24 protein-coding genes and 1 pseudogene are annotated in these 24,401 nt (G+C 58.1%); 10 read left to right on the plus strand and 15 right to left on the minus strand.

Annotation, left to right across the window (positions count from 1 at the left end; all coding sequences use genetic code 11):
• Window positions 1-119 precede the first annotated feature (119 nt).
• Window positions 120-1,292, plus strand: coding sequence for an NAD(P)/FAD-dependent oxidoreductase (locus tag F7C38_01190; GenBank protein MCE4600168.1), 1,173 nt, complete (start codon window positions 120-122; stop codon window positions 1,290-1,292).
• A 76-nt stretch (window positions 1,293-1,368) separates the two neighbouring features.
• Window positions 1,369-2,139: an enoyl-CoA hydratase/isomerase family protein gene (locus F7C38_01195; protein MCE4600169.1), complete on the plus strand. Its 771-nt coding sequence runs from the start codon at window positions 1,369-1,371 to the stop codon at window positions 2,137-2,139.
• On the opposite strand, the gene F7C38_01200 is transcribed toward F7C38_01195, so the two are convergent.
• Entirely contained in the window at window positions 2,126-2,371 is a 246-nt protein-coding gene (locus tag F7C38_01200) for a hypothetical protein (protein MCE4600170.1), read from the minus strand. The two genes, F7C38_01195 and F7C38_01200, sit on opposite strands and share 14 nt — an antisense overlap.
• 81 nt (window positions 2,372-2,452) lie before the next feature.
• Window positions 2,453-3,481 (minus strand): annotated as a pseudogene (locus F7C38_01205) (RuvB-like domain-containing protein).
• Between the two features lie 155 nt (window positions 3,482-3,636).
• On the opposite strand from F7C38_01205, the gene F7C38_01210 reads away from it, so the two are divergent.
• Both F7C38_01210 and F7C38_01215 read left to right on the plus strand, forming a co-directional pair.
• Window positions 3,637-4,929 (plus strand): cytosine permease, encoded by a 1,293-nt coding sequence (locus F7C38_01210; protein MCE4600171.1) that lies wholly within the window; start codon window positions 3,637-3,639, stop codon window positions 4,927-4,929.
• Window positions 4,930-4,999: 70 nt separating this feature from the next.
• Window positions 5,000-5,677, plus strand: coding sequence for a glycerophosphodiester phosphodiesterase (locus F7C38_01215; protein MCE4600172.1), 678 nt, complete (start codon window positions 5,000-5,002; stop codon window positions 5,675-5,677).
• On the opposite strand, the gene F7C38_01220 is transcribed toward F7C38_01215, so the two are convergent.
• The 12 genes from F7C38_01220 to F7C38_01275 all read right to left on the minus strand — a co-directional run bounded on the left by F7C38_01220 (window position 5,669) and on the right by F7C38_01275 (window position 18,367).
• The gene (locus tag F7C38_01220) at window positions 5,669-6,772 is read right to left on the minus strand and encodes an ABC transporter ATP-binding protein (protein ID MCE4600173.1); all 1,104 of its coding nucleotides are present in this window, start codon (window positions 6,770-6,772) and stop codon (window positions 5,669-5,671) included. The two genes, F7C38_01215 and F7C38_01220, sit on opposite strands and share 9 nt — an antisense overlap.
• Before the next feature lie 7 nt (window positions 6,773-6,779).
• Window positions 6,780-7,694: a carbohydrate ABC transporter permease gene (locus tag F7C38_01225; GenBank protein ID MCE4600174.1), complete on the minus strand. Its 915-nt coding sequence runs from the start codon at window positions 7,692-7,694 to the stop codon at window positions 6,780-6,782.
• A complete protein-coding gene (locus F7C38_01230; GenBank protein MCE4600175.1) occupies window positions 7,694-8,641 on the minus strand; it encodes a sugar ABC transporter permease in 948 nt (315 codons plus the stop codon). The genes F7C38_01225 and F7C38_01230 overlap by 1 nt, the downstream gene beginning before the upstream one ends.
• Window positions 8,642-10,486, minus strand: a complete 1,845-nt coding sequence (locus F7C38_01235) for an extracellular solute-binding protein (protein ID MCE4600176.1) — start codon at window positions 10,484-10,486, stop codon at window positions 8,642-8,644.
• A 117-nt stretch (window positions 10,487-10,603) separates the two neighbouring features.
• Window positions 10,604-11,737, minus strand: coding sequence for a class I SAM-dependent rRNA methyltransferase (locus tag F7C38_01240; protein ID MCE4600177.1), 1,134 nt, complete (start codon window positions 11,735-11,737; stop codon window positions 10,604-10,606).
• Window positions 11,738-11,741: 4 nt separating this feature from the next.
• The gene (locus F7C38_01245; GenBank protein MCE4600178.1) at window positions 11,742-12,128 is read right to left on the minus strand and encodes a hypothetical protein; all 387 of its coding nucleotides are present in this window, start codon (window positions 12,126-12,128) and stop codon (window positions 11,742-11,744) included.
• Complete coding sequence (hutI, locus tag F7C38_01250; protein ID MCE4600179.1) at window positions 12,125-13,399, minus strand: imidazolonepropionase; 1,275 nt, start codon at window positions 13,397-13,399, stop codon at window positions 12,125-12,127. The genes F7C38_01245 and hutI overlap by 4 nt, the downstream gene beginning before the upstream one ends.
• A 96-nt stretch (window positions 13,400-13,495) precedes the next feature.
• Window positions 13,496-14,005, minus strand: coding sequence for a 3-isopropylmalate dehydratase small subunit (locus F7C38_01255; GenBank protein MCE4600180.1), 510 nt, complete (start codon window positions 14,003-14,005; stop codon window positions 13,496-13,498).
• Between the two features lie 3 nt (window positions 14,006-14,008).
• Window positions 14,009-15,268: a 3-isopropylmalate dehydratase large subunit gene (locus F7C38_01260; protein ID MCE4600181.1), complete on the minus strand. Its 1,260-nt coding sequence runs from the start codon at window positions 15,266-15,268 to the stop codon at window positions 14,009-14,011.
• A 5-nt stretch (window positions 15,269-15,273) separates the two neighbouring features.
• On the minus strand, window positions 15,274-16,392 hold the full coding sequence (locus F7C38_01265; GenBank protein ID MCE4600182.1) for a LeuA family protein: 1,119 nt from the start codon (window positions 16,390-16,392) through the stop codon (window positions 15,274-15,276).
• Window positions 16,379-17,563, minus strand: a complete 1,185-nt coding sequence (locus F7C38_01270) for a CoA transferase (GenBank protein MCE4600183.1) — start codon at window positions 17,561-17,563, stop codon at window positions 16,379-16,381. Before F7C38_01270 ends, F7C38_01265 begins: the two co-directional genes overlap by 14 nt.
• 84 nt (window positions 17,564-17,647) lie before the next feature.
• On the minus strand, window positions 17,648-18,367 hold the full coding sequence (locus F7C38_01275) for a helix-turn-helix domain-containing protein (GenBank protein MCE4600184.1): 720 nt from the start codon (window positions 18,365-18,367) through the stop codon (window positions 17,648-17,650).
• 139 nt (window positions 18,368-18,506) lie between these two features.
• Between F7C38_01275 and F7C38_01280 the strand changes: the two genes are divergently transcribed.
• Together F7C38_01280 and F7C38_01285 are read left to right on the plus strand one after the other, a co-directional pair.
• The gene (locus F7C38_01280) at window positions 18,507-18,749 is read left to right on the plus strand and encodes a hypothetical protein (protein ID MCE4600185.1); all 243 of its coding nucleotides are present in this window, start codon (window positions 18,507-18,509) and stop codon (window positions 18,747-18,749) included.
• Window positions 18,749-20,236 (plus strand): sodium:solute symporter family protein, encoded by a 1,488-nt coding sequence (locus F7C38_01285; protein MCE4600186.1) that lies wholly within the window; start codon window positions 18,749-18,751, stop codon window positions 20,234-20,236. The genes F7C38_01280 and F7C38_01285 overlap by 1 nt, the downstream gene beginning before the upstream one ends.
• Before the next feature lie 88 nt (window positions 20,237-20,324).
• Here the strand turns inward: F7C38_01285 and F7C38_01290 are convergent, their stop codons facing one another.
• On the minus strand, window positions 20,325-21,254 hold the full coding sequence (locus F7C38_01290) for an arginase family protein (protein MCE4600187.1): 930 nt from the start codon (window positions 21,252-21,254) through the stop codon (window positions 20,325-20,327).
• Window positions 21,255-21,440: 186 nt separating this feature from the next.
• Here F7C38_01290 and pfdA point away from each other — a divergent pair, with 186 nt between their 5' ends.
• The 4 genes from pfdA (at window position 21,441) to F7C38_01310 (ending at window position 24,394) form a co-directional block, all read left to right on the plus strand.
• Window positions 21,441-21,866, plus strand: coding sequence for a prefoldin subunit alpha (pfdA, locus tag F7C38_01295; protein ID MCE4600188.1), 426 nt, complete (start codon window positions 21,441-21,443; stop codon window positions 21,864-21,866).
• 91 nt (window positions 21,867-21,957) lie between these two features.
• Window positions 21,958-22,197, plus strand: coding sequence for a hypothetical protein (locus F7C38_01300; protein ID MCE4600189.1), 240 nt, complete (start codon window positions 21,958-21,960; stop codon window positions 22,195-22,197).
• Between the two features lie 69 nt (window positions 22,198-22,266).
• The gene (locus F7C38_01305) at window positions 22,267-24,015 is read left to right on the plus strand and encodes a urocanate hydratase (protein MCE4600190.1); all 1,749 of its coding nucleotides are present in this window, start codon (window positions 22,267-22,269) and stop codon (window positions 24,013-24,015) included.
• Between the two features lie 136 nt (window positions 24,016-24,151).
• Window positions 24,152-24,394 (plus strand): hypothetical protein, encoded by a 243-nt coding sequence (locus tag F7C38_01310; protein MCE4600191.1) that lies wholly within the window; start codon window positions 24,152-24,154, stop codon window positions 24,392-24,394.
• Window positions 24,395-24,401: the final 7 nt, after the last annotated feature.

Genomic DNA, 24,401 nt, shown 5'->3' on the forward strand with positions numbered 1-24,401 from the left:
CCTGGACTGGTTTATCCGGGGGATACACGTGTGTGGTATTACCTATATGTGTTGGTGTAAATATAAACTGAATCCTTGTAAATCGAAACGCCTTCGACGAGATATCGAGGGACCAGGCCATGAAGAAGAGGATCGTTGTCATAGGAGGAGGCATAGCCGGCGTCTCGTTTGCCAGGACCCTGAAGGAGCGCGGAGGAGACGAGCTGGACATAACCATTATAACCAAGGACCCCTTCTACAACGCCGGTCCCAGCAAGCCCCTCCTACTAACCGGAGAGCAACGGCTGGAGAGGATCACTAGGGGCTATGAGGAGGTGGCTAGGAGCGGTATAAGGGTGGTTTTCGGCCTCGTCGACGCTGTTGACCCGGCTAATAGGAGGGTGTACTTCAAGGAGGCCCCGACCCGGGGCGGCGTGGGGAGGGAGCTGGAGTATGACTACCTGCTGGTGGCTCCTGGCGTCGTATTGGATGGAGGCGAGATAGAGGGTTACAGGGAGTACTGGTATAACAGTGGGAACGTGTATGAGATAGGCAGGATAAACACGCTCCGGGAGAGGCTATGGGCCGCCACCCGTGGAACGGTCGTCGTCTATGCGCCGCCTATGCCCTATCGCTGTGCCCCGGCGCCAAGCGAGACTTCCCTGCTGATACACACTGTCTTGAAGAATAGGGGTGTGAGGGATAACTTTAGGATCGTGCACGTTGATGCGAATGACAAGCCCCAGCCCCCGGTTATTGCCGACGTGGTGACTGGGCTCTTCGAGGAGGCTGGTATAGAGCTGGTAGCGAAGACTAGGATAGCCGAGATAGCCGATGGACACGTAGTGCTGGACGATGGCGAGAAGCTGGACTATACCATACTAGCACTCCTAGAACCCAACAGGGCCCCCAGCTTCATAAAAGAAGCCGGGCTAGGAGACAAGTGGTTCGAAGTACGCTCCCCACAGGACCTAAGACACGTGAAGTACGACGACGTGCTAGCGGCTGGAGACGTGGCCAAGCTACCCTTCCCCAAGAACCAGGAGATCGCCTTCGAGAGCTCCCTCTTCGCCGCGAACAACCTGATAGAAGAGCTGGGCCTCGGCGAGACAGTGAAGGTGCAGTACGCCTTCCTGGGCTGGGCCTACGTCGGGAACCTAGAGGGGAGGCTGGAGTCCTTGAGCGTGAAGTTCGGCCTGAACTTCACGACGAAGCCGCCTAAGCCCTCTAAGGACCCGCAGCCGAAGCCCGAATACACCAGGGCCAAGGACGAGTGGGAGCAGGCCTACCTGAAGAGGCTCTTCGGCTACTAGAGCCCCCAGCCCTCTATTCATCCCCCTCCAGGCATTTATCCCCCAGCCCATAACCCCTAACTACACGGTGTCCCACGTGCCCATAGAGTCCTCTGGGAACATCCTCTACGAGGTCAGGGATGGAGTAGCCTACATAGTCATCGACCGGCCCGAGAAGAGGAACGCTATGACACTGGAGATGTGGAAGGCCTTCAAGGAGTATACGACCAGGGCCTGCAGCGACGGGGATGTACGCGTAGTCGTGTACCGGGGGCGTGGCGGTGCCTTCTCGGCTGGAGACGATATAGGCGATATGTATAGGCTCGGAGGCGTTGAGGACTCCATAGGCTTCTTCAGTGTGCTGAAGAAGGCTTTCACGGCGGTTGCAGGGTGTCCCAAGGTCACTGTGGCGGTGGTGGATGGGGTGGCTGTTGGCGGTGGGGGAGAGCTGCTGCTTGCAATGGACTATGTAATAGCCACCAGAGACTCCCTCACGGGCTTCCCCGAGATACGCATAGGACTGATACCCCCGCTCCTATCAACCCTAGGAGTCTATGTCTTGGGCTTTAGGCTGGCTAAGAAGCTGGCCCTCCGGGGAGGCTTCCTAGACGCTAGCGAGGCCCTGGAGTATGGGTTGTTTGACGAGGTCGTGGAGCCCGGCGAGCTTGAATCTAGGCTTGAGGAGCTGGTGGCCGAGTTCAAGTCGCTGCCCGTATATGCGGTTTCTAGTATAAAGAGGCTTGCCATGGAGAGTGTGAGGCCGGCCCTTGAGTCTGGGATCTCAGAGTTGGAGTTGTTGGTGTTGTCGCGTGAGGCTAGGGAGAGGATGAGGGCGTTCTTGGAGAAGAGGCTTCCTAGACCATCATGATGTCCTTGTACTCCTCAAGCATCTTGACGCTCTTCTTTACATCGGCGAAGAGCCTCTCAGCCTCCTTGACGTCCTCCGCATCGACAGCCCTAGCCCCACGCCTCCTTGCTATAGTGTAGGCCGGGTCTATCAGCTGCATAGCGTACCTCAGGCTCCTCTCAGACCCTATCCTCGTCAGCTCGTCTAGCGCCTCCTCGGTTAAGGGGATCTCCAGCTCGTCGCTCCTAATCATTATGATGTCCCTTATCTCGTCGGGCTTGTAGGGCCTCGTGGGTATTATCAGGAGCCTGTCCAGTATGTCTCTCGGTATCCCGTGGGGTGACTCGACGTCAGTGCCCTTTATCTTGGTGACGCCCCTATTGGTGGCCAGTATTACGAGCGGGGCGAACTCGCTCTCCATAGCCTTCGAGAGGAAGCCGAAGGCCTCTATATCGAGCAAGTGAGCGTCGTCGATGAACAACACTCCCGGGACCAGCTCCGCCTTCCCCTCGTCAATCATCTTCTTAACCAGCTCGTCCGTCTTCTTCCTGACCTCGTCGCTAATCTCCCTTTCCCCGCCGAAGACTGCGAATAGCCCCGTGAAGAGGGCCCTCTGGGCGGCCACGCTCAAGTCAATATCATGGAGGGTGAAGGTCCTTACAACCTGCTTAGTCTTCTCGACAGGCCCCTCTGGGATCTCTACCTCCTCCTCAACCTCGATATCATAAAGCTTCTTACCCCTACCCTTGGCCCTACCGAGCTTCCTGACCTCAAGGGTCTCCGAGTCTATAACTATCACATCGCCCTCCCGGACCCTCAACTGGTATAGTTGTGCAGCGACCTCCGGCGGCACACGACTGAACTCGACACTATCATCCTTAGTCTCAAGCACCAGACGCGCACCCGCAAGGGTCGGGTATGGCGAGAAGGGAGTCCTCCTCCGGAGGAACTTCAGACTGGCCACAACGCCCTCGTAAACCCTCCTGGTCTCGGTGACCCTCACGCCAATAGCCCTCCTGATCGCCTGCAGCAAGACCTCCGTCTTCTTACGCTCCACGCTATAGATCTCGCTGGCATTCATCGCCACGAAGGGCGTATCGGAGCCCAGCTCCCTGGCTATTGCTATTGCCAGCGCAGTCTTACCCGTGCCCGGAGGCCCCGCGAGTAGCACGCCCTTACCCGAGAGGCGGCCCTCCCTCACCAGCTCGACCACAATGCCAGCGGCCTCCCTGGCCTCCTCTTGGCCGACTAGGCCTCCTCCTATCCTCTTGGCCCGTCCCTTCTCGTCTAGGCCTAGCCCGGTTATGTGGCTGTGGATTGAGACTTGGAGGCTCTTCACACTGGCCTTTAATCCTATGCTCATGGAGCATCTCCTCCTAGATACCCTGGTGGCTCGACCCGGTTATGAAGGTTACGCGGTAGTACCCCTTACGATATATTAGGATATCCCAGAACACTTGCCGGTCCACGGGGTAACACTTATCAGTGGAAGCTGTATAGGGCTTTTAGGCAGGGTCAGTGAGCGAGCGCTCGGATAAAGGCTTGGGGACTATCGAGTTCACACTCCTCATGTTCTCCATGACCACGTGCCTCCCGCTATTCTTCCTGGGGCCACTAGCCTACCAGCAGGGACTAGGGCTTGGACAGGCGCTGGTAGCGACGCTAGCCGGGAACGGAGTGATAGCGGTGGCTATGATCCTGAACGGGCTACCGGGCCTGAGGGAGAGGATCGACTACACGGTTCATGCTAGGCGCGTCTTCGGGGGCCTCTACAAGATCCCAGTCTTCCTCAGGGGATTGGTCGGCGGGTTGTGGTATGGGGTTGAGGCCTTCAACGGGGCCCTGGCCATGGCCCTCATAATACTGTATATTGCTGGCGTGAGGGAGGGGATTATCGATAAGGCCATGATAATCCTCCCGCTACTCCTCCTAGTCTATGTGGCCTCGGCCACCCTGGTATATAGGATGGGAGTCACGGCTGTGGGCAAGGCCGCGAGTGTCGCGGGCCCTATACTCCTGCTATACTTCGCTTATCTGGCTCTAAACAGTACAAGGCTCAACCTAGCCAGCGTAAGCGTGCCCCGAGGGGTGCCGTGGCTCAGCGCCGCCTTCCTAACCTACCTGGCCATACAGACTAACTGGTGGGCCACGGTTGCGATAAACATAAGCGACTTGACGAGGTCGGCCAGGAATGCCTACAGTATAGCAGTGGGGGTCATGGTGGGCATGCTCGGGGGCCAACTGCTAGGGACTCTCCTAGGCTACCTACTGGCGGTACAGTCTGGGACTGCGTTGCCGCATGAGATAATACTCAAGGGCGCCCCGACTGCTGGCGTGGTTGTCATAGGCCTCCTCTTCGCATTCCTAGCCCCCTGGACCACTGACCTAGCGGCTAACATACCGGCTCTCGACGATCTAGTCAAGGGCCTGGTGGGTAGGCGGAGGGTTTCATCGGCGGTCATAGCGGGCCTGCTGGGCTTCGTACTGGCTCCCTGGTACGCGATGGATAAGGCCCAGGACATAGTGGGCTATGTGGCCGGGTTCGCGGCCAGCTACGGGGTGTTGTTGGGCCCGATACTGGGTAGCATGCTGGCCTACCTGGTGGACAGGAGGGTTTCTGGCGTCCCGGCGTTCGCGTCTATGATACTGGGGATCGCCGCGTCATACCTCTACGGGGCGGTCCTCGGGAGCACTGTCTACTATAGCCTGGGTGGAGTGTCTATACCGTTCCCGCCTGGCGAGTCTATCTATGTGGGCCTGGTAACGAGTCTCGCGGCCGCGGTTCTGTGGGCTAGGCTGGCCATGAGATGACCCTGCACCTCCCAAACCCCTACCTTTTTACCGGTATCGTCTCTTGTAAATTACCGCGAGGATGACTGTTATGGCGTTAAAGGTGATAGGCCACAGGGCTAATAGCGGTAGGATAGTGCAGCTCTACAGGCTATCCAACGTGAACTACGTCGAGATAGACATCAGGCAGGTGGACGGGGACATAGTGGTCGGCCATGGCAGGCCCGTGATAAACAGGGCGTCCATCATAGGGAGGGCATGGGCCTGGCTGGACTACAAGCTATTCTTCAGGGACCCCTTCATAGGCGTGCGCACCCTCAGCGAGTGGCTGGAGGTGATAAAGTCCAAGCTGGAGGTCAAGGGCATACTGCTGGACCTGAAGAACAGGATAGACCCAAGGGTGCTGGGAGACACGCTATCGTCCCTGGGCTTCGACGGAGAAGTATACCTGTCAATGGAAGACCACAGACACATAAAACAGTTCAAGGAGACCGTGGACGCGACGGGCATACTAGCCTCATACAGCATAATGCCCTACGACATAGTCGAGTGCACCCATATGAGCGGGGCCGACGGGGTGACCCTGAGGAAGGACTACGTCGACCCAAACACTGTGTCGAGGCTCCACGAGGAGGGCCTACTCGTATTCGCGTGGACCGTTAACAGGAGCGAAGACGCCGTCCGGGTGGCTAGGGCCGGGGTGGATGGAATCATATCTGATAGGCCGGGTCTTGTGTCGAGGGTCCTCAGGGAGGAGGGCCTAGTCTAGGCTCCTAAGGTTCTTCTCGGTGTCGGGATCGAAGAGCATTATCTTATCCCTGGGGACCACGATGTAGACCCTGTCACCCATCCTCCTGTTAACCCCTGGAGGGGCCAGCACCTTGGCCATGTTACCGTCTATCCTCACGGTGACTATGACCTCCCTGCCCAGGGGCTCTACAGTGTAGACCTCAGCCTCTATGACTACTCCCCCGTTATGGCGGGGCGCATCCACGAGCTCAACGTCCTCCGGCCTGAAGCCGAACAACACGGTGTCCTTCCCGAGCCTCCTCAGCCTCTCGGCAAGGATCCCCCGTGGACAGTATTTTCCTCCGGGCAGTATTACGCAGGGCTCCTCCGAGAGGTCGACCCTAGCCGGGAATATATTGGCTGGAGGGCTCCCTATGAAGCTTGCCACGAACACGTTCCGGGGATACCTGTAGACCTCGTGCGGGTCCCCCTCCTGCTGTATCACCCCGTTATGGATGACCACGATTTTATCGGCCATAGCCAGGGCCTCGCTCTGGTCGTGGGTCACGTAGACGGCCGTTATGCCGAGGTCCCTCTGGAGCCTCTTCAACTCGCTCCTAATCCTCAGCCTCAGCATCGCGTCTAGGTTGCTTAGGGGCTCGTCTAGGAGGAGCACGCTGGGCTCCTTGACTAGGGCCCTCGCCAGGGCGACCCTCTGCTGCTGCCCACCGCTCAGCTGGGAGGGGTACCTGTCTAGTAGGTGTTTTATCTGGAGCATGGAGGCTACCTCATTCACCTTCCTGTCTATATGGGATTTTGGCTTCTTGGCGAGCCTCAGGGGGAAGCTTATGTTCTCGTAGACAGTCATGTGGGGGTATAGGGCGTAGTTCTGGAAGACGAGGCCTATGTTCCTCTCGTTTGGTTTGAGGCCTGTGACGTCTCTCCCGTCGAATAGTATCTTGCCCCGGGTGGGCTTGTATATCCCGGCAATGAGGTATAGAAGCGTGGTCTTCCCGCTCCCACTCGGACCTAGTAGCGCCGTGAACTTGCCGTCGGGTATCTCTAGGTCGATGTCCCTTACAGCCTCGACGTTCTGGAAGCGCTTCGTCACCTTCACCAGCTGTATCGAGACCATCCCTGGCTCACCCCTTAAGCCCGCCGCTCATAGTCTCTAGTAGTAGGCGTTGCGTAAATATGAAGAAGATGATCGTGGGCAATAGGTAGAGGGTGCCGGCGGCCGCCATTATGGGTAGATAGCTCGTCTCAAGGCTCCCGCTGGCCAGCTGGCCCTCTATGAAGGTGGCGAGGGTCTTCTGGTTGGGCGGTAGGAATATCATCACGTATATCAGGTCCTCCCAGCCGGCTAGGAACGCGAATATCGCTATAGCCGCTATCCCCGGCTTGACCAGTGGCAGCACAGCGTGCCTAAGCGCGGTCCACCGGCTCCCCCCGTCGATGATGACTGACCATTCGAGCTCCCAGGGGACCCTGTCGAAGAAGCCCTTCAAGACCCATATGGCCATGGGTATCTCTAGGCTGGCCCTGGCGAAGACTACGAAGATGAACGAGTAGAGCACCCTGCTGGAGGCTGGGACATACTTCACCAGCGTATAGTAGTATATCGTGTATACCCCGACTATCAACGCCACCCCGGGGAAGGCGTGGAGTAGGAGGAGTAGCTTGAGGCTCCCCATCCTCCACCGGTACCTTATCCGGGAGTAGGCGTAAGCGCTCGTGACGCTCCCGAAGAGCACTACGAGCGTAACCCCAAGGGCTACTATGAAGGTGTTGCCGATCATCCTAACTATCTCCCCGGTGGTGTATATCCTGGCGTGGGTCGTGCTCAGCTCTCCCCGGAAGAAGGCCCTCCAGTTGTCTAGAGTCCAGTGGAACTCGACCCACGGGTTAGACACTATGGTGTCGGCGAAGCTCGTCAGCACCAGGGTGGTGTAGGCTAGTATGAGGGGCATGGAGGCCAGGAGCAGTACTCCTATGACTAGCGCCGCCCCCTTGCCAGTAGCCAGAGGCCCCTTGATCTCGTCCCTGCCACCAGCCACTATATGTCACCCCGGGGCTGTGGGGTTATCTTCCCGAACCTCATTATCCGGAGCGTGAGCAGGCCGAGTAGGCTACCGATTATCACTAGTATGACGGCTGCCGCCGCGGCCAGGCCCTGGTTCTTGACGGCTCCGAAGGCCTCGTTGAACACGAAGAGCGCCCAGGTCGTCCCATACCACTCATCTACAATACGCCAGTCCACCAGCACGAAGAGGTGGGTGTAGCTGGTCACCAGGCTCAAGAGCTGCCATACGGTGACGAACACCAAGTGCCACCTGGTCATTGGTACGAGTATGTGCCTGACTATCTGCCACGTTGAAGCCCCGTCGACCCTGGCGGCCACGATGAGCTCTGGTGGTATGTTCTTGAACGCGCTGTAGAATATTATCAGCCCATAGCTCACCCCGACGATGCCGTTGACGAATACTATGATAGACCACGCGCTCCAGGGGAGGAACTGGGGCTCCGTGCCCCAGAAGTGGGGGCTGTCGATCAGACCGAGCCTCAGCAGGAACGCGTTGAGAGTGCCCTCGGGGCTGCCGTAGAAGAAGTAGTACCATATGAGGCCGAAGACCGCCAGGGGGGTCATCCTGGGGAGGAGCCAGAGTAGCCTGAAGGATAGGCTCACGCGCTCCTCTATAATATAGGTCATTATGGCTAGTAGCAGGCCTCCCAGCACGTTTACTATAAGGGTGAACGCCACGAATACTATAGTCGTCTTGACCACCAGCCCTCCCAGGGGGTGCTTCGCCACGAAGTGGAATAGGTTCTCGTAGTTCTTGAGCCCGATGAACTCGGTTAGCAGGCTCACGCGCCAGTTCCTGAGGGGGGTGAAGCTTACCCAGGCCGTCACTATGAGGGGGAGTATGTAGAAGGCTATGATGAGGATTAGAGCCGGTAATAGAAAAAATATTGCGTTGTTCCTGTCCAGTCTTGGCTTGGGCATCTAGCCCTGCCCCTTACCCCTTAGGGCTAGGTACGCCGCCACTATTATGATTATGATCACCACTACCCCGACTACCAGGGCGGTTGAGGTCCCGCCCTTGCCGCCGGTCGTGGTTGTTGTCGTGGTCTCTGGGCTGGCGGCCTGGCTTGTGGTGGTCGTCTGGGCTGGCTGCTGTGTGGTCTGTGTAGCGGTTGGCACTAGGCTCCAGCCCTGTGGTATGGAGCCCTTGAACTCTACGCTCCCGGAGAGGTCTGGGTCGGCCTTCACGCTATCCTCTATGAAGTTGACCGCCTGCTCCGGGGTCATCTGCCCCTTGAGCACCCTGTCGACCGCCTGCTTGAACACGTCGGCCAGCTTCGAGTAGTATGGGTGGCTTGGCGCTAGGTGGGTGTAGTCTAGCATGTAGCTCACGTTAGCCAGGAACTCTATGTTTATCGGGTTAGCGGTCTTCTGGACTATCGGGGCTATAGCGTCTATCACCTCCTGCGAGAAGGGCAGCTTTAGGCTTAGCAGGTTGTTTATGAACTCCTCGTCCTTGAGGAGGGCTGAGGCCTCCTTCCTCACAGGCACGTGGGCCGATATCACGCTGTGGACCGCGTTTATCACCGGGTCGCTGGCGGCTACCACCATTAGGAAGGCTAGCTCCTGGTAGACGGTCTTATAGGTTGGGTCGTCGAAGTGCGGGTTGTCCTTGCCCGCGTTGGCGGCTATCATCCACATGAATGGCTGGCTCAGGGTTACTGGCTTGTCGCCAGGCTCGCCGGCTGGGAATAACGTGTAGTAGAACTTCTCCTTGACCTCCTCAGGGGTTAGCGGCCTCTTCTGACCCGTCTGCGGGTCTAGATAGTAGTCCTTCGTCTGCCACTCGGTCCAGTACCATGTACCGCCTATGTCGAAGAGCGTGTTACCCGTCCCGCCGTCGGCCTTCCTAGCGCCGACTATGGTTGGGTGTATCTGGGTGGCCCAGTCCCAGTCCATTATGTTGCGTGGCAGTAGCTTGGCGTCTGCGAATGCCTTCTCGGTGGCGAGCCACTTGTAGACCGCGGTCCTGTCTACGACTAGCTTGCCCGTGTCGGGGTCGTAGAGCTGGCCGTTGAAGGCGAATATGAACTGTATCAGGTCTGGGTGGGCGCTTCCCTTCCTGTGTATGAGTCCCCAGTCGCTGCATCCCTTCTCAACGGCCTCCTTGGCCTTGGCGTAGACGTCCTTCCAGGTGAACTCGCCGTTCTTCACCTTCTCGTCCAGGCCTTCTAGGTTCCAGCCCATGCACTTCGCCACGTCCTTCCTGATGTATAGTGGCCTTGCCTCGGTGTCCTGCGGGATTCCATAGTACTTGCCCTGGTATTTGGCGGCGTCCATTAGGGGCTTGTAGAAGTCCTTGAAGACGCTGTCCCAGTACTTGTTGACCCACTGCGTTATGTCGAGCAGCCTACCGTCGGCTGCGAGTGTTGCTATGTAGATGTAGCTGTTGACGAAGAAGTCGCCGTTCTGGCCGAGGTCGTACTGGGTCACGAAGTTGTCGAACTGCTTGCTGAAGCTGGACTCCCAGTTGGTGTCAACCTTTACCTCCACGTTTATACCGTTCTTGCTCCATACGTCGTTGATCCTGTGGGCGGCCTCGACTATACCGTACATCCTCATGACGCTGTTGGGGTCACCAGCCGCCTGGACCGTGTAGTGCACCTGGGTCACGCCGTTCTCCTGCAGCCAGCGGCCAACGGCTAATACGTCGGCTTCCCAGTCCCCGGTCAGCTCTGGCGCCGCTGCGTGGCTTACGAGTGGGAGGGTTGCTGGCGCGAGTAGTGTGACGAGTAAGACCATAGCTAGTATTGTTTTGGCCTTCATTTCGTGACACCCCTCAGTTATGGTATGTGGCCGCGATATTAAAGCATTAACATCTCATCAATTCAATAAATTAGAATAATAATATAAACTCTAATATAAATCCAGGAATACAAGCGATCAACCCAGGTAGAGGAAAACCCCCTTCAAATAATCAAGATACTCCTCGCCCCGGAAGACGTGATCCGGCGCAGCACCACGTAGACTACCAAGAATCCTATAATCACCAACAGAACTATTCACAACACCCAAAAACAAATCCCTCGAAAGAAAATAACTACAACTACTCAAGTAAACCCTAGCACCAGGCACAGCCCTAGAAACACTCCAACGATAAACTCTCCGATAAGCCCCCACACCCCTCCTAACAGCGCCGGGATCACCAGACTGGATAAAAGCCGGGGGGTCAACAGCGACAAGCGTGAAATAACCGGGAGGAACCCCCTCAACACCCCAAACAGAGCCATGCACAATCCTATAATTGCCCACGCCATTCAACCGGAGATTCTCCCGGAGCAACTCCACCGCAACAGGATCCTCCTCGATAAACACGACCTCCCGGGCCCCAGCCAAAGCCGCCAGTATACCGAAGCCCCCAGTGTAGGAGAACACGTCGAGCACCCTATCACCCTCACCGGCCAATCGCATGAATTCAAGCCTGTTGAACCGCTGGTCTAGGTAGAAGCCCGTCTTCTGGCCGCGCACCACGTCGACTACAAACCTGGCGCCCCACTCCTCGTGGATCGTCCTGGACTTGGAGCCCCGTATCCACCGCCTCCTCGGCTCAAGCCCTATATCCCTCCTACTACGCTGCGTACTCTTCTCGTAGACCGTATCCACGCCCGTCAACTCTACTATAGAGTCTGCCAGCTCCTCCACGTGGTAGTCCATGGCTAGGCTACTCGACTGTAGAACCGCTATCTCGCCCCCAAACACGTCTACAATGAGACCCGAGAGATAGTCCCCATCACTATTAACCAGCCTATAACTCCCCGTCTCCACGAGCCCAACCGCCCTACGGGCCGCGAAAGAGGCCTGGAGCCTATCCCTAAGAGCCTCAGACGGGTCCCTCCACCCGCACTCTCCCCGGGCCAACACCCTGACCGCGACGGGCCCCTCAGGCTCCCACAGCCCACAGGCAACAGGCTCGCCCCTGGGGTCCCTCAGCTCGATGAGGGTCCCCGGCGCGAGCCTGTAAGGCGGGGTGACCCACTTCCTATAGACTACCGCGGAGCCGCTCCTGGCCTTCTCCAACCCCCTACCTTCTACCCGTACCCCTACCGGGTGCAATGCTACCAGTCCTCTTCAAGTGGTAGGCCACGACCGCTGTGACCAGGGCTATGTCACAGTAGTCCTCTAAATTTATAGTACCAGAAGCCAGTGCCGCCCTGAAGTCCCGCACCTGGGCGAGAAGCCTCCGGTTCCCCCTGTATAGCCACAAGGCGATTACCAGGACTAGCACTGCAGAGGCCAGGCCCATGAATCTAACCTCTACGGGGCCCAGCAGGCCCATGGCCAGCGACGCCAAAACCACTACACCACCGACCGCTAGGGTTGCCCTGGCCCTGGAGCCCAGCCAGCTCATTGTATCATCTAGGAGGGAGAGGGCCTCATCCCTCCTGCATGGCAGGGTCTCGGTTATCACGGGTTCTCAACTCCCCCTATCAGGTCCCTCACGATGGTCCCTCTGGCGACGACCGTCAACACCCTATCATAGCCCCACTCGTAGCCTATCCACCTGTAGTTGGGCATGTCCCACACTACTATGTCGGCGTAGGCTCCCGGGGCTATCCTTCCATGCACGTCGTCGAGGCCCAGGCTCCTGGCCGGGTTTATAGTAGTGGCCGCGAGGGCTTCTAAGGGGGTCATCCTGTAGAGGTATGTCGAGAGGTCCATCGTGGTTGATAGTATCGGGTTCATGTTGTTGGGGTTGTAGTCGGTTGACACCGCTATGACCGCGCCAGCCCTCCTCAACTCCTCCACCGGCGGCTTCTTGTCGGAGAACACTGTGAGCATGCTGGTGGGGAGTAGCGTTGCAACCGTGCCCCTCTCGGCCAGTAGCCTAGCGTTCTCGGGGGGCAGGTACTCCAGGTGGTCCAGGCTGTCGATGGGGTATTCTCCGGCCAGGGCGCTGCAGCCTATGTAGGCTAGCTCGTCGGCGTGGAGCCTAACCCTATAGCCGTGGCGCAGCCCGGCCTCTATAATCCTCCTAGTCTCCTCCACCGTGAAGACTCCCCGGTCGCAGAAGACGTCAACGTATACCGGCTTGACCTTCTCCTCCCGGGCCCTGGGGATGAGCTCTCTTATGAAGAGGTCGACATACTCGCCCCGTCTCTCCCTGTACTCCTCGGGGATCACGTGGGCTAGGAGCGTCGGCACTATCCGCGGCAGGCCTGGGGCGTCTAGCCCCTCCAGGGCCCTCAGCATCTTCAACTCATACTCCGGGAGTAGCCCGTACCCCGTCTTCACCTCGACAACCGTGGTCCCGTGCTCGACCATCAGCCTAAGCCTCTTCAGGGCTAGAGCCCTCAGCTCCCCGACGCTGGCCTCCCTAGTCGCCCTAACAGTCCTGTATATCCCGCCTCCCCGGGCCAGTATCTCGGCGTAGCTATAGCCTAGGAGTTTGAGCTCGAACTCGTCCTCCCTGCTACCAGCGAAGACCAGGTGTGTGTGGTTATCCACCAGCCCAGGGGTCGCGAGCCTGCCCCCGGCATCTATCTCGACCGTCCCATTGTAACGGGCTCGTAGGCCGCCGCTCGGCCCTACGTCGACGATCCTACCGCCCCGGATCGCGACTGCAGCGTTGTGGATTATGCCGGCGGCCTTAGGGTCCCTAGCCCTAGACCCGGGTAGGGGTCCCTCGCGGAAGGTGACTAGCTCCCCGATATTATGGATTAACAGGTCTACCCTAGGCATAGGGGCTTGCCCCGGGGGGAGACCCCCGTGGGTGTAGTTGGGTCTCTGTACGCCTTTATACGTGAGAGGAAAGAAGGAGGGCACCGGGGGGCCCTGTTAGGGTTTAACAGTGGTTCTCTCGCGTAGTATGTTGAGTAGGCCTCCCTTCTCTATTATGTAGCGGGCGTACCCCGTGGGGGTCTTGCACTTGACCCATACGCCCTTCTCCGGTATCCGTAGGAGGCCCTCGGAGTAGTCCAGCTCGGCGAGCAGGTCGTTGTCTAGCGTGCTCCTGTCTAGGGTGCACTCTGCTACTGGTAGGGCGTTGTTTACAGCGTTTCTGTAGAAGAGCCTGGCGAAGGATTCCGCTACCACCGCCTTTACTCCGGCGGCCTTCAAGGCTATGACTGCCTGCTCCCTGCTGCTCCCCATGCCGAAGTTCTTCCCGGCTATGATTATGACCCCCTTCCTCGCCTTCTCGTGGAAGCCCGGGTCTATGGCTTCTAGCGCGTGGCGGGCCAGTACCTCTGGCTTCTTCAACGCTAGGTAGCGGCCTGGTATTATCACGTCTGTGTCTATGTTGTCGCCTAGTATGTAGGTGTATCCGGTTATCCTACCGAGCTGCACCAGCTACACCCCCGTGCGTGGATCGGTTATCTCTCCCCTGAGGGCAGTCGCGGCGGCGACCGCTGGGTTGGAGAGGTATATCTTTGCTGAGGGGTCGCCCATCCTGCCTATGAAGTTGCGGTTGCTCGTCGACAGGATCACCTCGCCCGGGCCCGCTACGCCGAAGTGGCCTCCCCAGCAGGGGCCGCAGGTTCCATACGTTACCGTGCACCCTGCCGAGGCCAGCGTGTCTACTACGCCCTTCCTGAGGAGGCTCAGGTATATCCTCCTGGTGGCCGGTATTGCTATACACCTGACCCTCTCGTGCACTCTACCCCTCTTGAGTATCCTGGCCGCGGCCTCGAAGTCCTCCTCCCTGCCATTGGTGCAGCTCCCTATGAAGACCTCGTCTACCTCCAAGCCCTCTAGCTCGCTCACGGGCTTCACGTTATCCAGGCCCGGGGGAGCCGCTATCATGGGTTCTAGCCTGTCCAGCTCGATCGTCAGCTCGTCCCGGTAGTAGGCTCCCTTGTCGGGGTGCAGCTCCCTAACACTGATGCCCATCCCCCTATAGTGCTCGATGGCCACCTGGTCGACCTCGAAGAGCCCGGCCTTGGCCCCCATCTCGACGCTCATATTGGAGACAGTCAACCTGTCGGCCATCGGGATCCCCCTGAGCCCCTCGCCGGTGAACTCTAGGGCCTTGTAGTTCGCCCACGTCAACCCAACCATGCCTATCAAGGCTAGTACAATATCCTTCCCGTAAACCCACTCCCGCAGCCTCCCCGCAAGCTCCACCCTGTAGGACTCCGGTATCTTCATCCAAGTCTCGCCAGTCACTATAGCGTAGGCTATGTCGGTGGACCCAATACCCGTGGCGAACGCCCCGGCGGCTCCCAGGGTCACTGTGTGGCTGTCGCTTGCTATGAAGAAGTCCCAGGGCTTCACCAGCGCCTCCTCGAAGACCACCTGGTGCATTATGCCATAGCCGACGTCGTAGAACATCTTTATACCATGTCTCCGGGCGAAGTCCCTGAGCTGCTTGTGTATCTTCGCGTAGAGCGGTGAAGGCGGCGGGGCCGCGTGGTCTATGAATATAGCCGTCCTGTCGGCCGCCTTGAGTTCTTTGACGGCGAGCGACTCTATTATGTCAACGACTACATGGCCCAGTATATCGTGCATTCCGATCAGGTCTGGCTCCACCGTGACTATCTCTCCCGGAGCAGCCTCCTTCCCCGGGAGCTTTCTTGCAAAGAGCTTCTCAGTCATAGTACGCCTGTCCATGGCCATCAGCCAGACCTCAATTCCTCCAGGAACCTTACCAGGTCGTCGACACTATAGTCGTCGACGCCCTTAGCCCTACGCCTCACGAGCCTCGCCAACTCCCTGGCCTCCTCATCGCTAACCTCTATACCCCTACTCGACAAGGCGTACTTCACAGACTTGGCCCCGGTTAGAGTGCCGAACCTAACAACCCGCTGGCCCCCGAATATCGAGGGGTCGAAGGCCTCAAAGGAGCCCGGGTACCTGAATGTAGAGTACACGTGTATGTCGGAGACGTGTAGGTAGGCGTAGTCGCCTATGACGGGCTTCAACGGGTACGGCTTGACCCCCATGACCTCCAGGGCCTTCCTGACCAGCGGGATCAGCTTCCCGTACTCTATGTTGGTTTCGAAGAGGCCCTTCACCCTGGCTATAGCCGCCAGCTCCTCTAGAGGGGTGTTCCCCAGCCTCTCGCCTATCCCGCCTATAGTCACCTGTATCTCCGTTGCACCGGCCTTTATCCCGGCCAGCGCGTTGCACGTCGCCAGGCCCAGGTCGTTGTGGAGGTGCAGGCCGACCCTCTCGAAGCCCTCGTCGAGCACAACGGATACGATCCCGGCTATCTCGTCTGGAACGCCGACGCCTATCGTGTCGGCCAAGACGATCTCCTCCGCCCCCTTCCTCAACGCGATCCCGGCTATGCGGCGCAGAACCTCCTCCCGGGCCCTGACCGCGTCGGTGACTGCGACATAGACCCGGAGGCCCAGGCCATTACCATACTCTATGGCGTGCTCTAGTCTAGACATCGCGTCGCTCCAGGAGACGCCCATGATCGCTGCTAGCTGGCTGTCGGAGCCGGGTATAAAGACCTGGACTATATCGGCCCCAGCCTCCTTCACGAGCTGTATATCCTTCTCGACGGACCTCGCGAACCCGCTGAGCTCGACGCGCGACACGAACTCTCTAGCCTTCTTCATGACCTCTACATCCCTTGGATCGGCCCTCGGGAAGCCCGCCTCGACCGCGTCGACGCCCAGCTCGTCCAGTATCCTTATGACCTCGATCTTCACATCAGGCGTTATCCGCGCCACAGGCGACTGGGTGCCCTCGCGGAGAGTGGTATCGTAGAGCCTAACCTTGGCCATGGATGTACACCACCCCCTTGCGGGCCAGGGCCTCTATCTCCCCCATACTGTATCCGAGGCTTGATAGAACCTCCACCGTGTGCTCGCCTGGATGCGGGGGTCGGCCTGGCGGGTTCACTGTGAAGCCCCTGGTTAGGAGTGGTGACGTGATGTAGAGGAGTTCCTCTCCCCTCAGCCCTAGCCCCTTGCGTAGTATGCCCCTCTCAACCAGGTACTCGTCCCTGGCCACCTCTCCCACGTTCCTTATTGGGGCCACCGGCACGCCGGCCTGGGTTAGCTTCTCGACGATATAGTCTCTCTCAAGGCCCTGGAGGCGGGCCTGTATGATCGACTCTAGCTCCTTCTTGTGCCTGGCCCTCCCCTGGTTGGTCTTGAACCTCTCATCGGCTAGGAGGTCGTCGAAGCCGAGGGCTTGGCAGAACCTGGCCCAGTGCTTGTCGCTCGTGACTCCTATGAAGACCCATCCGTCCCTGGCCTTGAAGGCCCGGTAGGGTGCCCAGACGGCGTGGCCCGAGCCTATGGGCTCTGGCTCCCTTCCTATCACCTGCACGTAGGTCACCCAGTATGCCATTATGCTTACGAGGCTGTCGTAGAGTGGTGCTTCTATGAATGTGGGCCTGTTGTCCCTGTAGAGTGCTAGTATGGCTTGTAGGACCCCGTATAGCCCGGCTAGCATGTCTGCTATACTGGTCCCGACCCTTACGGGCTCGCCGCCTGGGTGGCCGGTGACCCTCATGAGGCCCGATAGGGCTTGGGCTACCACGTCGAGGGCCGGCCTCTTCTCGTGTATCCCCTTCCCGAAGCCCTTGATAGAGACGTATATTACCTTGTCGTTGTACTTGACCACGTCATCGTAGCCTATGCCCAGCTTCTCTACGACCCCGGGACCCATGTTCTCCACTATGATATCGACCTTGGAGGCGAGCCTCAGGTATGCCTCCCTGCCGCGCTCGTCCTTCAGGTTGATCACCACGCTCTTCTTGCCCCTGTTGAGGGCGTAGAAGATGCTCGGCCCCTGGTCCGGCAGGTCCCTGGCTATCTCTCCACCCGGCTTCTCGACCTTTATGACCTCGCTTCCTAGATCGTGTAGTATCATTCCGGCGAAGGGGGCCGCGACTATGTGGCCCAGCTCAAGTACCCTAACCCCCTTTAGTGGAGGAACTTCCTGCATGATAGAAGCCCTCGTATCTATTATACCGTGCGCGAAGTTATATTAGGTGGTCTTAAAACATGTTAAAGAGAGTATACGGTGGGATCAATCCTCCAATAGCCCATACTTGGACTCCAGGACCTCGAATATCTTCTTCTCCGCCATCCTTATATGGTATGAGAGGGTCGCCTTGGATATAGCATGTTTCTCGGCTATCTTCGCCAGGTCGCTCCTCCTAGGCCACTCGAAGAACCCCTCCCTCAGGGCGTCCTTCATCAAGAGCCTCTCCATGCTCGTCAGCCTACTCAGTATATCCACCTTCACGAAGGAGAAGGGCACGTGCAAGCCCGTCGTGCTCACGGGGCCAGCTATCCCCTCGTCGGAGAGCGTGTATATCGAGACGCTCATACCCCTCCTCTCAAGGTTCTCGCTCACCTGCCTCTTGAACAGCTTCATGTTACTGGATGGGAGTACGACGTTGAAGCGCTTCACGCCGCCCCTTATTATTATCGACGAGGCGAGGAGTCCCTGGGAGCCGTGTATCGTCTTCAGTATACCACTGCTCTCCTTCACCATATAGATCCACGCGCTATCCCTGTCGCGGTAGAGGACGTGGTACCTCTTTACAGCGCTGCTCTCCCTGAGCATCCTCAGGAATTCCCTCATGTTCCTGCCCTTGACCCAGAGGAGTAGTAGGCTGTCGTCCCCCTGTAGGGCGGCGCTGGTTATCTCTATGTAAGAGCCTAGCTCTCTAGTCGCGTCTGCTAGCGGGCAGTTCCTCTGGTCCACGTCTATCCTTAGTAGTTTGAGCTTGCTGGAGGTCATGCAGTCACCACTCCTAGTATAGGGATCTGTGCCTCGTAGTTATGCTCGAATTCAAACATGTTTGATATCCAGGATTAAAACTATTATCGATTGCAATTACCTAACAGATAATCCCCTAATAGTGGGTATGGTGGTTTCTATGCCGGAGGGTTTTAAGCCCAAGGAACCGTCCCGTTACCCATGGGTCTTCATACTACTACTAGTGATAACCATCCTGACCATCCCATGGTACACCCAGGGGCCCGAGTACAGCAAGCTATACCTATCGATACCGCTATGGGTCTGGGTAGTGCTCTTCTGGACGATAGTACTAGCGGTCTCGATCATGGCGGTAGCCCACTACTTCTGGAACCTAGAGCCGCCTAGGGAGGGTGAGGCGTGATGGCCCAGACGAGCAACATGGGAGTATACGTCCTGATAGGCGTCATAATCTACTCGATAATACTACTAGTGCTAGGATACATCTACAGGCAGAGGAAGCTCACGCTAAAAGACTACTTCCTCGGCGGCAAGGCCACCGGGGCGCTATTCCTCTTCTTCACACTCTACGCGACCCAGTACAGCGGCAACACCTTCGTATCCTACGCTGGCAAAGCGTATAGGATAGGCTTCTGGTGGGTGATATCAGTCCCATTCTTCCTAATGATATACCTGACATACCTATGGTTCGCGCCGAGGCTATACGTGATCTCCAAGAAGAGAGAATACATAACGCCGGCAGACTTCATAAAGGACCGGTTCAACAGCCCGCTAGCAGCCCTTATAGCATCACTCCTAATGCTCTATGGGCTGAGCAACTACCTCCTCGAACAGGTCACATCCATGGGGCACGCCTTCGAGGGCATAACAGAGGGCCTAGTCCCCTACTGGGCCGGAGCCCTATTCCTGGTAGCAGTGATGGTAGTCTACGAGTGGCTCGGCGGCTGGAAGGGAGTCGTGTGGACCGACTTCATACAGGGAGCCATAATGGTGACAGGCCTAATAGCCGTAATGGCCATCATGGCATTCAAGTACCCGCTCGGCCCCGCCGTGAAGGCGTGGCTGGCCAGCGAGAAGACCGCCAAGTTCATCCACCCGCCCGTCAAGAAGTGGATACAGACCTGGGTCCTCATCTACATACTCGTCGGGATAGGGGCAGCCGTGTACCCGCAGGCCATACAGAGGATATACGCGGCCAAGGACGAGAAGACCCTTAAGAGGTCTATCTCGGGCCTGGCGTTCATGCCACTGATAACCCCGCTGGCAATCCTACTGATAGGCATTGAGGCCCGCTACTACTTCCCGGGTCTCAGCAAGATAGAGAGCGATAAGGCCTTCCCACTCTTCATGTCCATGCTCGCCAACGAGGGAGTGATATACTTCATAATAACCCTGATAATGTTCATGGCAGTACTCGCAGCCATACAATCCACGGCCGACTCGGTGCTGCTAAGCATAGGATCCATGCTCTCAAAGGACATCTACAAGGAGTGGGTCAACCGGGAGGCCGACGAGAAGAGGGCCACCCTCGTGGGTAAGATCACGGCGGTCATACTCATAGCGATAATATTCCTAGTGGGGATGGTGCCCAGGACCACGCTATGGCACCTAACAGAGATAAAGTTCGAGGTCCTAATACAGGCGGCTCCAGCCTTCCTACTGGGACTCTACTGGAAGAGGATGGCCAGGGTGCCCACCATACTAGGCATGATAGTGGGCGCCTCTGTGGCCGTCGGGATGAAGCTGACGATAGGGAAGTACCTCGGCGTCTACGAGGGCCTATGGGGCCTACTAGTAAACCTACTGATCGTGATAATAGGCAGCCTCCTAGTCAAGGACGAGGAGTCCATAAAGAAGGCCGAGGAGCTCTTCAGCCTAATACCCAGGTAGCGTGGCGCCGGAGGGAAACCCCACACCATATAAACCCACGTTTTTACCCCCCCCCCTTCCCGGGAATCCCCCCCGTCCTCTGGACGAGTCATCCCCTAGCCATGGTGTTCTCCAGGAGGTGGAGGATCTTAGCCGCCAGGTAAGCCGTTATCCTCACAGTCATGCCCCCGACGTCGGTCAGCGGAGTCACCTCCACCAGGTCTATAGCGACGGGCCTCAGCACCGGTATGGCCTCCTCTAGGAGCATGAGGGTGTGGTGTGGGTGCAGTCCTACTATCGAGGGCGCGTTCACGCCCGGCGCATAGGCCTGGTCCAGGTGGTCCATGTCGATGCTGACATAGTAGGCGTCTGAGCTCCCCTCCAGGTACTCCACTGCCTCGTACACTGTCGAGGGGTCCGATAAGACCTCCTCGGCCGATATCACCTTGAAGCCCGCCTCCTCAGCCCTCTCGGCTAAATAGGGCGGGTTAGCGTAGTCCCCCACCCCGACTATCGCGGCCCTTATCCTGTCGCCGTAGGCCTTGTAGAGGTTCCATAGCCACATGCCGCTCGTGTAACCCTCTTCGACGCTCCTCATGTCGTAGTGGGCGTCTAGTAGTAGGATGCCCACGCTTCCTCCACTGGTCTCTAGTAGAGCCTTCACAGTCCACTCTGTTATGCTGTGGTCTCCTCCCAGTACGAGTACGTGCTTGTAGTTCCTGTAGGCGAACTCCATGGCCTTCACGATCCTCTTGCCGGCGAGGTCCCAGTCTCCGGGTGGTATCCTTACGTCTCCTAGGTCCCTGGGCTTCAGCGCTAGCCTCCCGTATCTGGGGCTGTGGGTTTTGAGGCTGTAGAGGATGTTTCTCACCGCTTGGGGTGCTAGCCTGGCTCCGGGCCTGCCTGTTATGCCCCAGTCCCATGGTATTCCGAGTAGTGCTATCGACTGGGTTTCTTCGAGGCTGGCTATGCTCTCGTTCTGGGGGTCTCTTAGGAGGGGTGTTCCGGGCTCTGTGAATAGTTCGGGGTTGCCATTCACTATGGCCTACACCTGTTTCTGGGAGGGTCCCTCTGGCCTCTTATAGTAGTGGGTCCAGGGTCTCCCGGCCCCCTGTTTATAATATTATAGAGTGGCTTCTATCCATAGATAAGTGTTTCTACTAAAAGATGCTGTCCAAATCTTAATAAATAAGTGGAGGCTGCAATATACAAACGGTGAGAAGGGATGGCCCAGGAGGCAAAGACCACCCAGGTAAACAAGGTCGAGGAGGAGCTTAGAACCCTCTTCGGCCAGGCCGAGAGCCTAAGGCAGCAGATAGCTACGATAGACGCCACGATACTGGACCTAGCCACCGTGCTAGAGACCCTAGACTACATAAAGGAGAAGGGGAGCGACAAGACGGTACTAGTACCCATAGGGGCAGGGAACTTCATACGCGCGAAGATAGTCGACACCAGCCACGTGATAATGGGAGTAGGAGGAAGACTCAGCGTAGAAGCCACCATGGACGAGGCGAAGGAGCTAATCAACGAGAGGATAAGGGCGCTCGAACAGCTGAGGCTAGACCTGAGGAGGAAGCTTGAGGAGCTCAACGCCAGGATAAGCGAGCTCGTAGCGGAGATGCAGAAGCCTGAGGAGGCCGGGGGCTAACCCCCTCCCAGCCCCGAATGGCTGAGAGGGACCCTCTACAGCAGCTAACACCCATAATTCTTTACCAAGCCCGGGGGAGGTGACCGGGCCCTTGAGTGCTCCTGGGAGGATGGTGGAGAGGCAGAGGCTGCTGGCGGAGATAAAGGCTACGATCGACGAGCTGGAGGAGGCTGAGAAGCTGATAGGCGAGTTGAAGCCCCGGAGCGTCTACATAGGCCTAGCCGGGGGCCTGATGATAGAGGTTGACAGCGGGACGGCTCTGGAGTATGTGAGGAGGCGTAGGGAGAACCTCTCCATACTCTACGAGAAGCTCAAGTCTGAGGAAGGCTAGACCCCCTCATTAATTTATCCCCTCTACGCCACCCTCTGGTTACATGAAGTATCCGAGGTGTATTACCCAGTGCAGGATTCTAGTGTTCCGGGATGGATTAGGGAGAAGTATTCTGGCCGCGGCATCATGAGGCTGATCGAGGAGGGCTACTACAGGCCCTGGGAGAGGCTGCGTGTACGCCACATACGTGGCTGGGATATGCATGTCAAGAGCGGGTCCTGGCAGCTTGAGGGACCCCTCCGGATGCTCTTCCACGTCCTAGACCCCGAGGTGGCCAAGGACCCGGAGCACCTCATAGTCTATGGTGGGACCGGGAGGGCTGCGAGGAGCTGGGAGGCCTTCGAGGCTATAGCGGAGACGCTGATGGAGATGAGCGAGGACCAGACCCTCGTGGTGCAGTCGGGCAAGCCGGTCGCCGTCTTCAGGACCCACAAGATGGCTCCTAGGGTCGTGATCAGCAACGCCATGCTGGTGCCCAAGTGGGCCGACTGGGACTATTTCAGGGAGCTTGAGGGGAAGGGCCTGACGATGTATGGGCAGATGACGGCCGGGTGCTGGGCATACATCGGGACCCAGGGTATACTCCAGGGCACCTATGAGACCTTCGCCTTCGCCGCCGAGAAGCACTTCCCCGGGGGAAGCCTAGAGGGGAGACTCGTCCTTACAGCTGGCCTGGGCGAGATGGGTGGCGCGCAGCCTCTAGCGGCGACTATGAATGGTGGAGTGGCTATCGTGGTCGAGGTTGATAAGAGGATGATTGAGAGGAGGATCAGGCATGGCTACCTGGACACGTGGACCGATAGCCTCGACGAGGCCCTCGACATGGCGCTGAAGGCCAAGGAGAGGATGGAGCCCTTGAGCATTGGCTTATTGGGGAACGCTGCCGAGGTCTTCCCGGAGATCCTCGGGCAGGGGGTGGTGCCCGACCTGGTGACGGATCAGACTCCTGCCCATGACCCGTTGAGCTATATCCCGGCTGGGATGACCCTTGAGGAGGCCAGTGACCTGAGGGAGAGGGATCCTGAGAGGTATAAGGAGCTGGCTCTTGAGAGTATGAAGAAGCACGTCGAGGCCATGGTCGAGTTCAAGAGGAGGGGGAGCATAGTCTTCGAGTACGGCAATAACATAAGGAAGATGGCCTTCGAGGCGGGATACAAGGACGCCTTCGAGTTCCCCGGATTCGTCCAGGCCTATATAAGGCCCATGTTCGAGGAGGGCAGGGGACCCTTCCGGTACACGAGCCTAACAGGCAACCCCAAGGACATAGAGAGGCTCGACGACGAGCTGATAGCGACGTTCAAGGAGAACAAGAGGCTTGTCAGGTGGGTCGAGAAGGCCAGGAGGCACGTCAAGTTCCAGGGGCTACCGGCCAGGGTCGTGTGGCTCGGCTATGGCGAGAGGGCGAGGTTCGGGAAGATAATGAACAGCCTGATACGGCTTGGAGAGATAGGCCCCATGTGGATCGGGAGAGACCACCTGGACTCGGGTAGCGTCGCCAGCCCCTTCAGGGAGACCGAGGGCATGAGGGACGGGAGCGACGCCATAGGAGACTGGCCTGTGCTGAACGCGCTCCTAAACGCGGCCGCCGGGGCTACATGGGTGTGCTTCCACCACGGCGGGGGCGTGGGTATAGGCTACTCCATCCACGCCGGGATAGGCCTCGTACTAGACGGGACTCCTGAGAGCGAGAAGAGGGCCGAGCTAGTCCTAACCGCGGACCCGGGCCTGGGCGTCGTGAGGCATGCCGACGCCGGCTACGAGAGGGCTAAGCGCGTTGCATGCGAGAAGGGTATATGGATGCCCATGCTGAACTGCTAACGCCTCCACCCCCTAGACCGTGCTGGTGGTAGAGGGTCCCTCCCTCCGGGCCATGCACACGTATATGCCTAGCCTAAACATATGTAGGCCAGTATTAAAATAGCCTGCACAAGTATATATTTACCGGTGGCTCTGGGTGAAGGCGTACACGCTCAAGCTAACAGTAGAAGAGGCCCAGTCGTGTAGGACCAAGCCAGCGGCCAGGCTCGCGCTACTCCTACTGGAGATGAAGGAGGGAGACTACCTCGAAGTCGAGGGGGAAGACATGTACTACCCCTATAGGAACGTGAAGAGCATCCTAACCGCCTCCGGCCTTGAAATCGTGGAGGAGGAGTACGACGGGCTCACATATAAGATAGTAGCTAGGAAACCAGCCTAGGAGACGG

Source organism: Candidatus Thermodiscus eudorianus, from assembly GCA_015521085.1.
Taxonomy (GTDB): domain Archaea; phylum Thermoproteota; class Thermoprotei_A; order Sulfolobales; family Acidilobaceae; genus Thermodiscus; species Thermodiscus eudorianus.

Excerpts from the sequence above, each read along its gene's own strand:
- F7C38_01190 (MCE4600168.1), top strand. The coding sequence starts at position 120 with ATGAAGAAGAGGATCGTTGTCATAGGAGGAGGCATAGCCGGCGTCTCG.
- F7C38_01200 (MCE4600170.1), bottom strand. The coding sequence starts at position 2,371 with ATGATTAGGAGCGACGAGCTGGAGATCCCCTTAACCGAGGAGGCGCTA.
- F7C38_01215 (MCE4600172.1), top strand. The coding sequence starts at position 5,000 with ATGGCGTTAAAGGTGATAGGCCACAGGGCTAATAGCGGTAGGATAGTG.
- F7C38_01220 (MCE4600173.1), bottom strand. The coding sequence starts at position 6,772 with ATGGTCTCGATACAGCTGGTGAAGGTGACGAAGCGCTTCCAGAACGTC.
- F7C38_01230 (MCE4600175.1), bottom strand. The coding sequence starts at position 8,641 with ATGCCCAAGCCAAGACTGGACAGGAACAACGCAATATTTTTTCTATTA.
- F7C38_01235 (MCE4600176.1), bottom strand. The coding sequence starts at position 10,486 with ATGAAGGCCAAAACAATACTAGCTATGGTCTTACTCGTCACACTACTC.
- hutI (MCE4600179.1), bottom strand. The coding sequence starts at position 13,399 with ATGCCTAGGGTAGACCTGTTAATCCATAATATCGGGGAGCTAGTCACC.
- F7C38_01260 (MCE4600181.1), bottom strand. The coding sequence starts at position 15,268 with ATGGACAGGCGTACTATGACTGAGAAGCTCTTTGCAAGAAAGCTCCCG.
- F7C38_01265 (MCE4600182.1), bottom strand. The coding sequence starts at position 16,392 with ATGGCCAAGGTTAGGCTCTACGATACCACTCTCCGCGAGGGCACCCAG.
- F7C38_01270 (MCE4600183.1), bottom strand. The coding sequence starts at position 17,563 with ATGCAGGAAGTTCCTCCACTAAAGGGGGTTAGGGTACTTGAGCTGGGC.
- F7C38_01275 (MCE4600184.1), bottom strand. The coding sequence starts at position 18,367 with ATGACCTCCAGCAAGCTCAAACTACTAAGGATAGACGTGGACCAGAGG.
- F7C38_01280 (MCE4600185.1), top strand. The coding sequence starts at position 18,507 with ATGCCGGAGGGTTTTAAGCCCAAGGAACCGTCCCGTTACCCATGGGTC.
- F7C38_01285 (MCE4600186.1), top strand. The coding sequence starts at position 18,749 with ATGGCCCAGACGAGCAACATGGGAGTATACGTCCTGATAGGCGTCATA.
- pfdA (MCE4600188.1), top strand. The coding sequence starts at position 21,441 with ATGGCCCAGGAGGCAAAGACCACCCAGGTAAACAAGGTCGAGGAGGAG.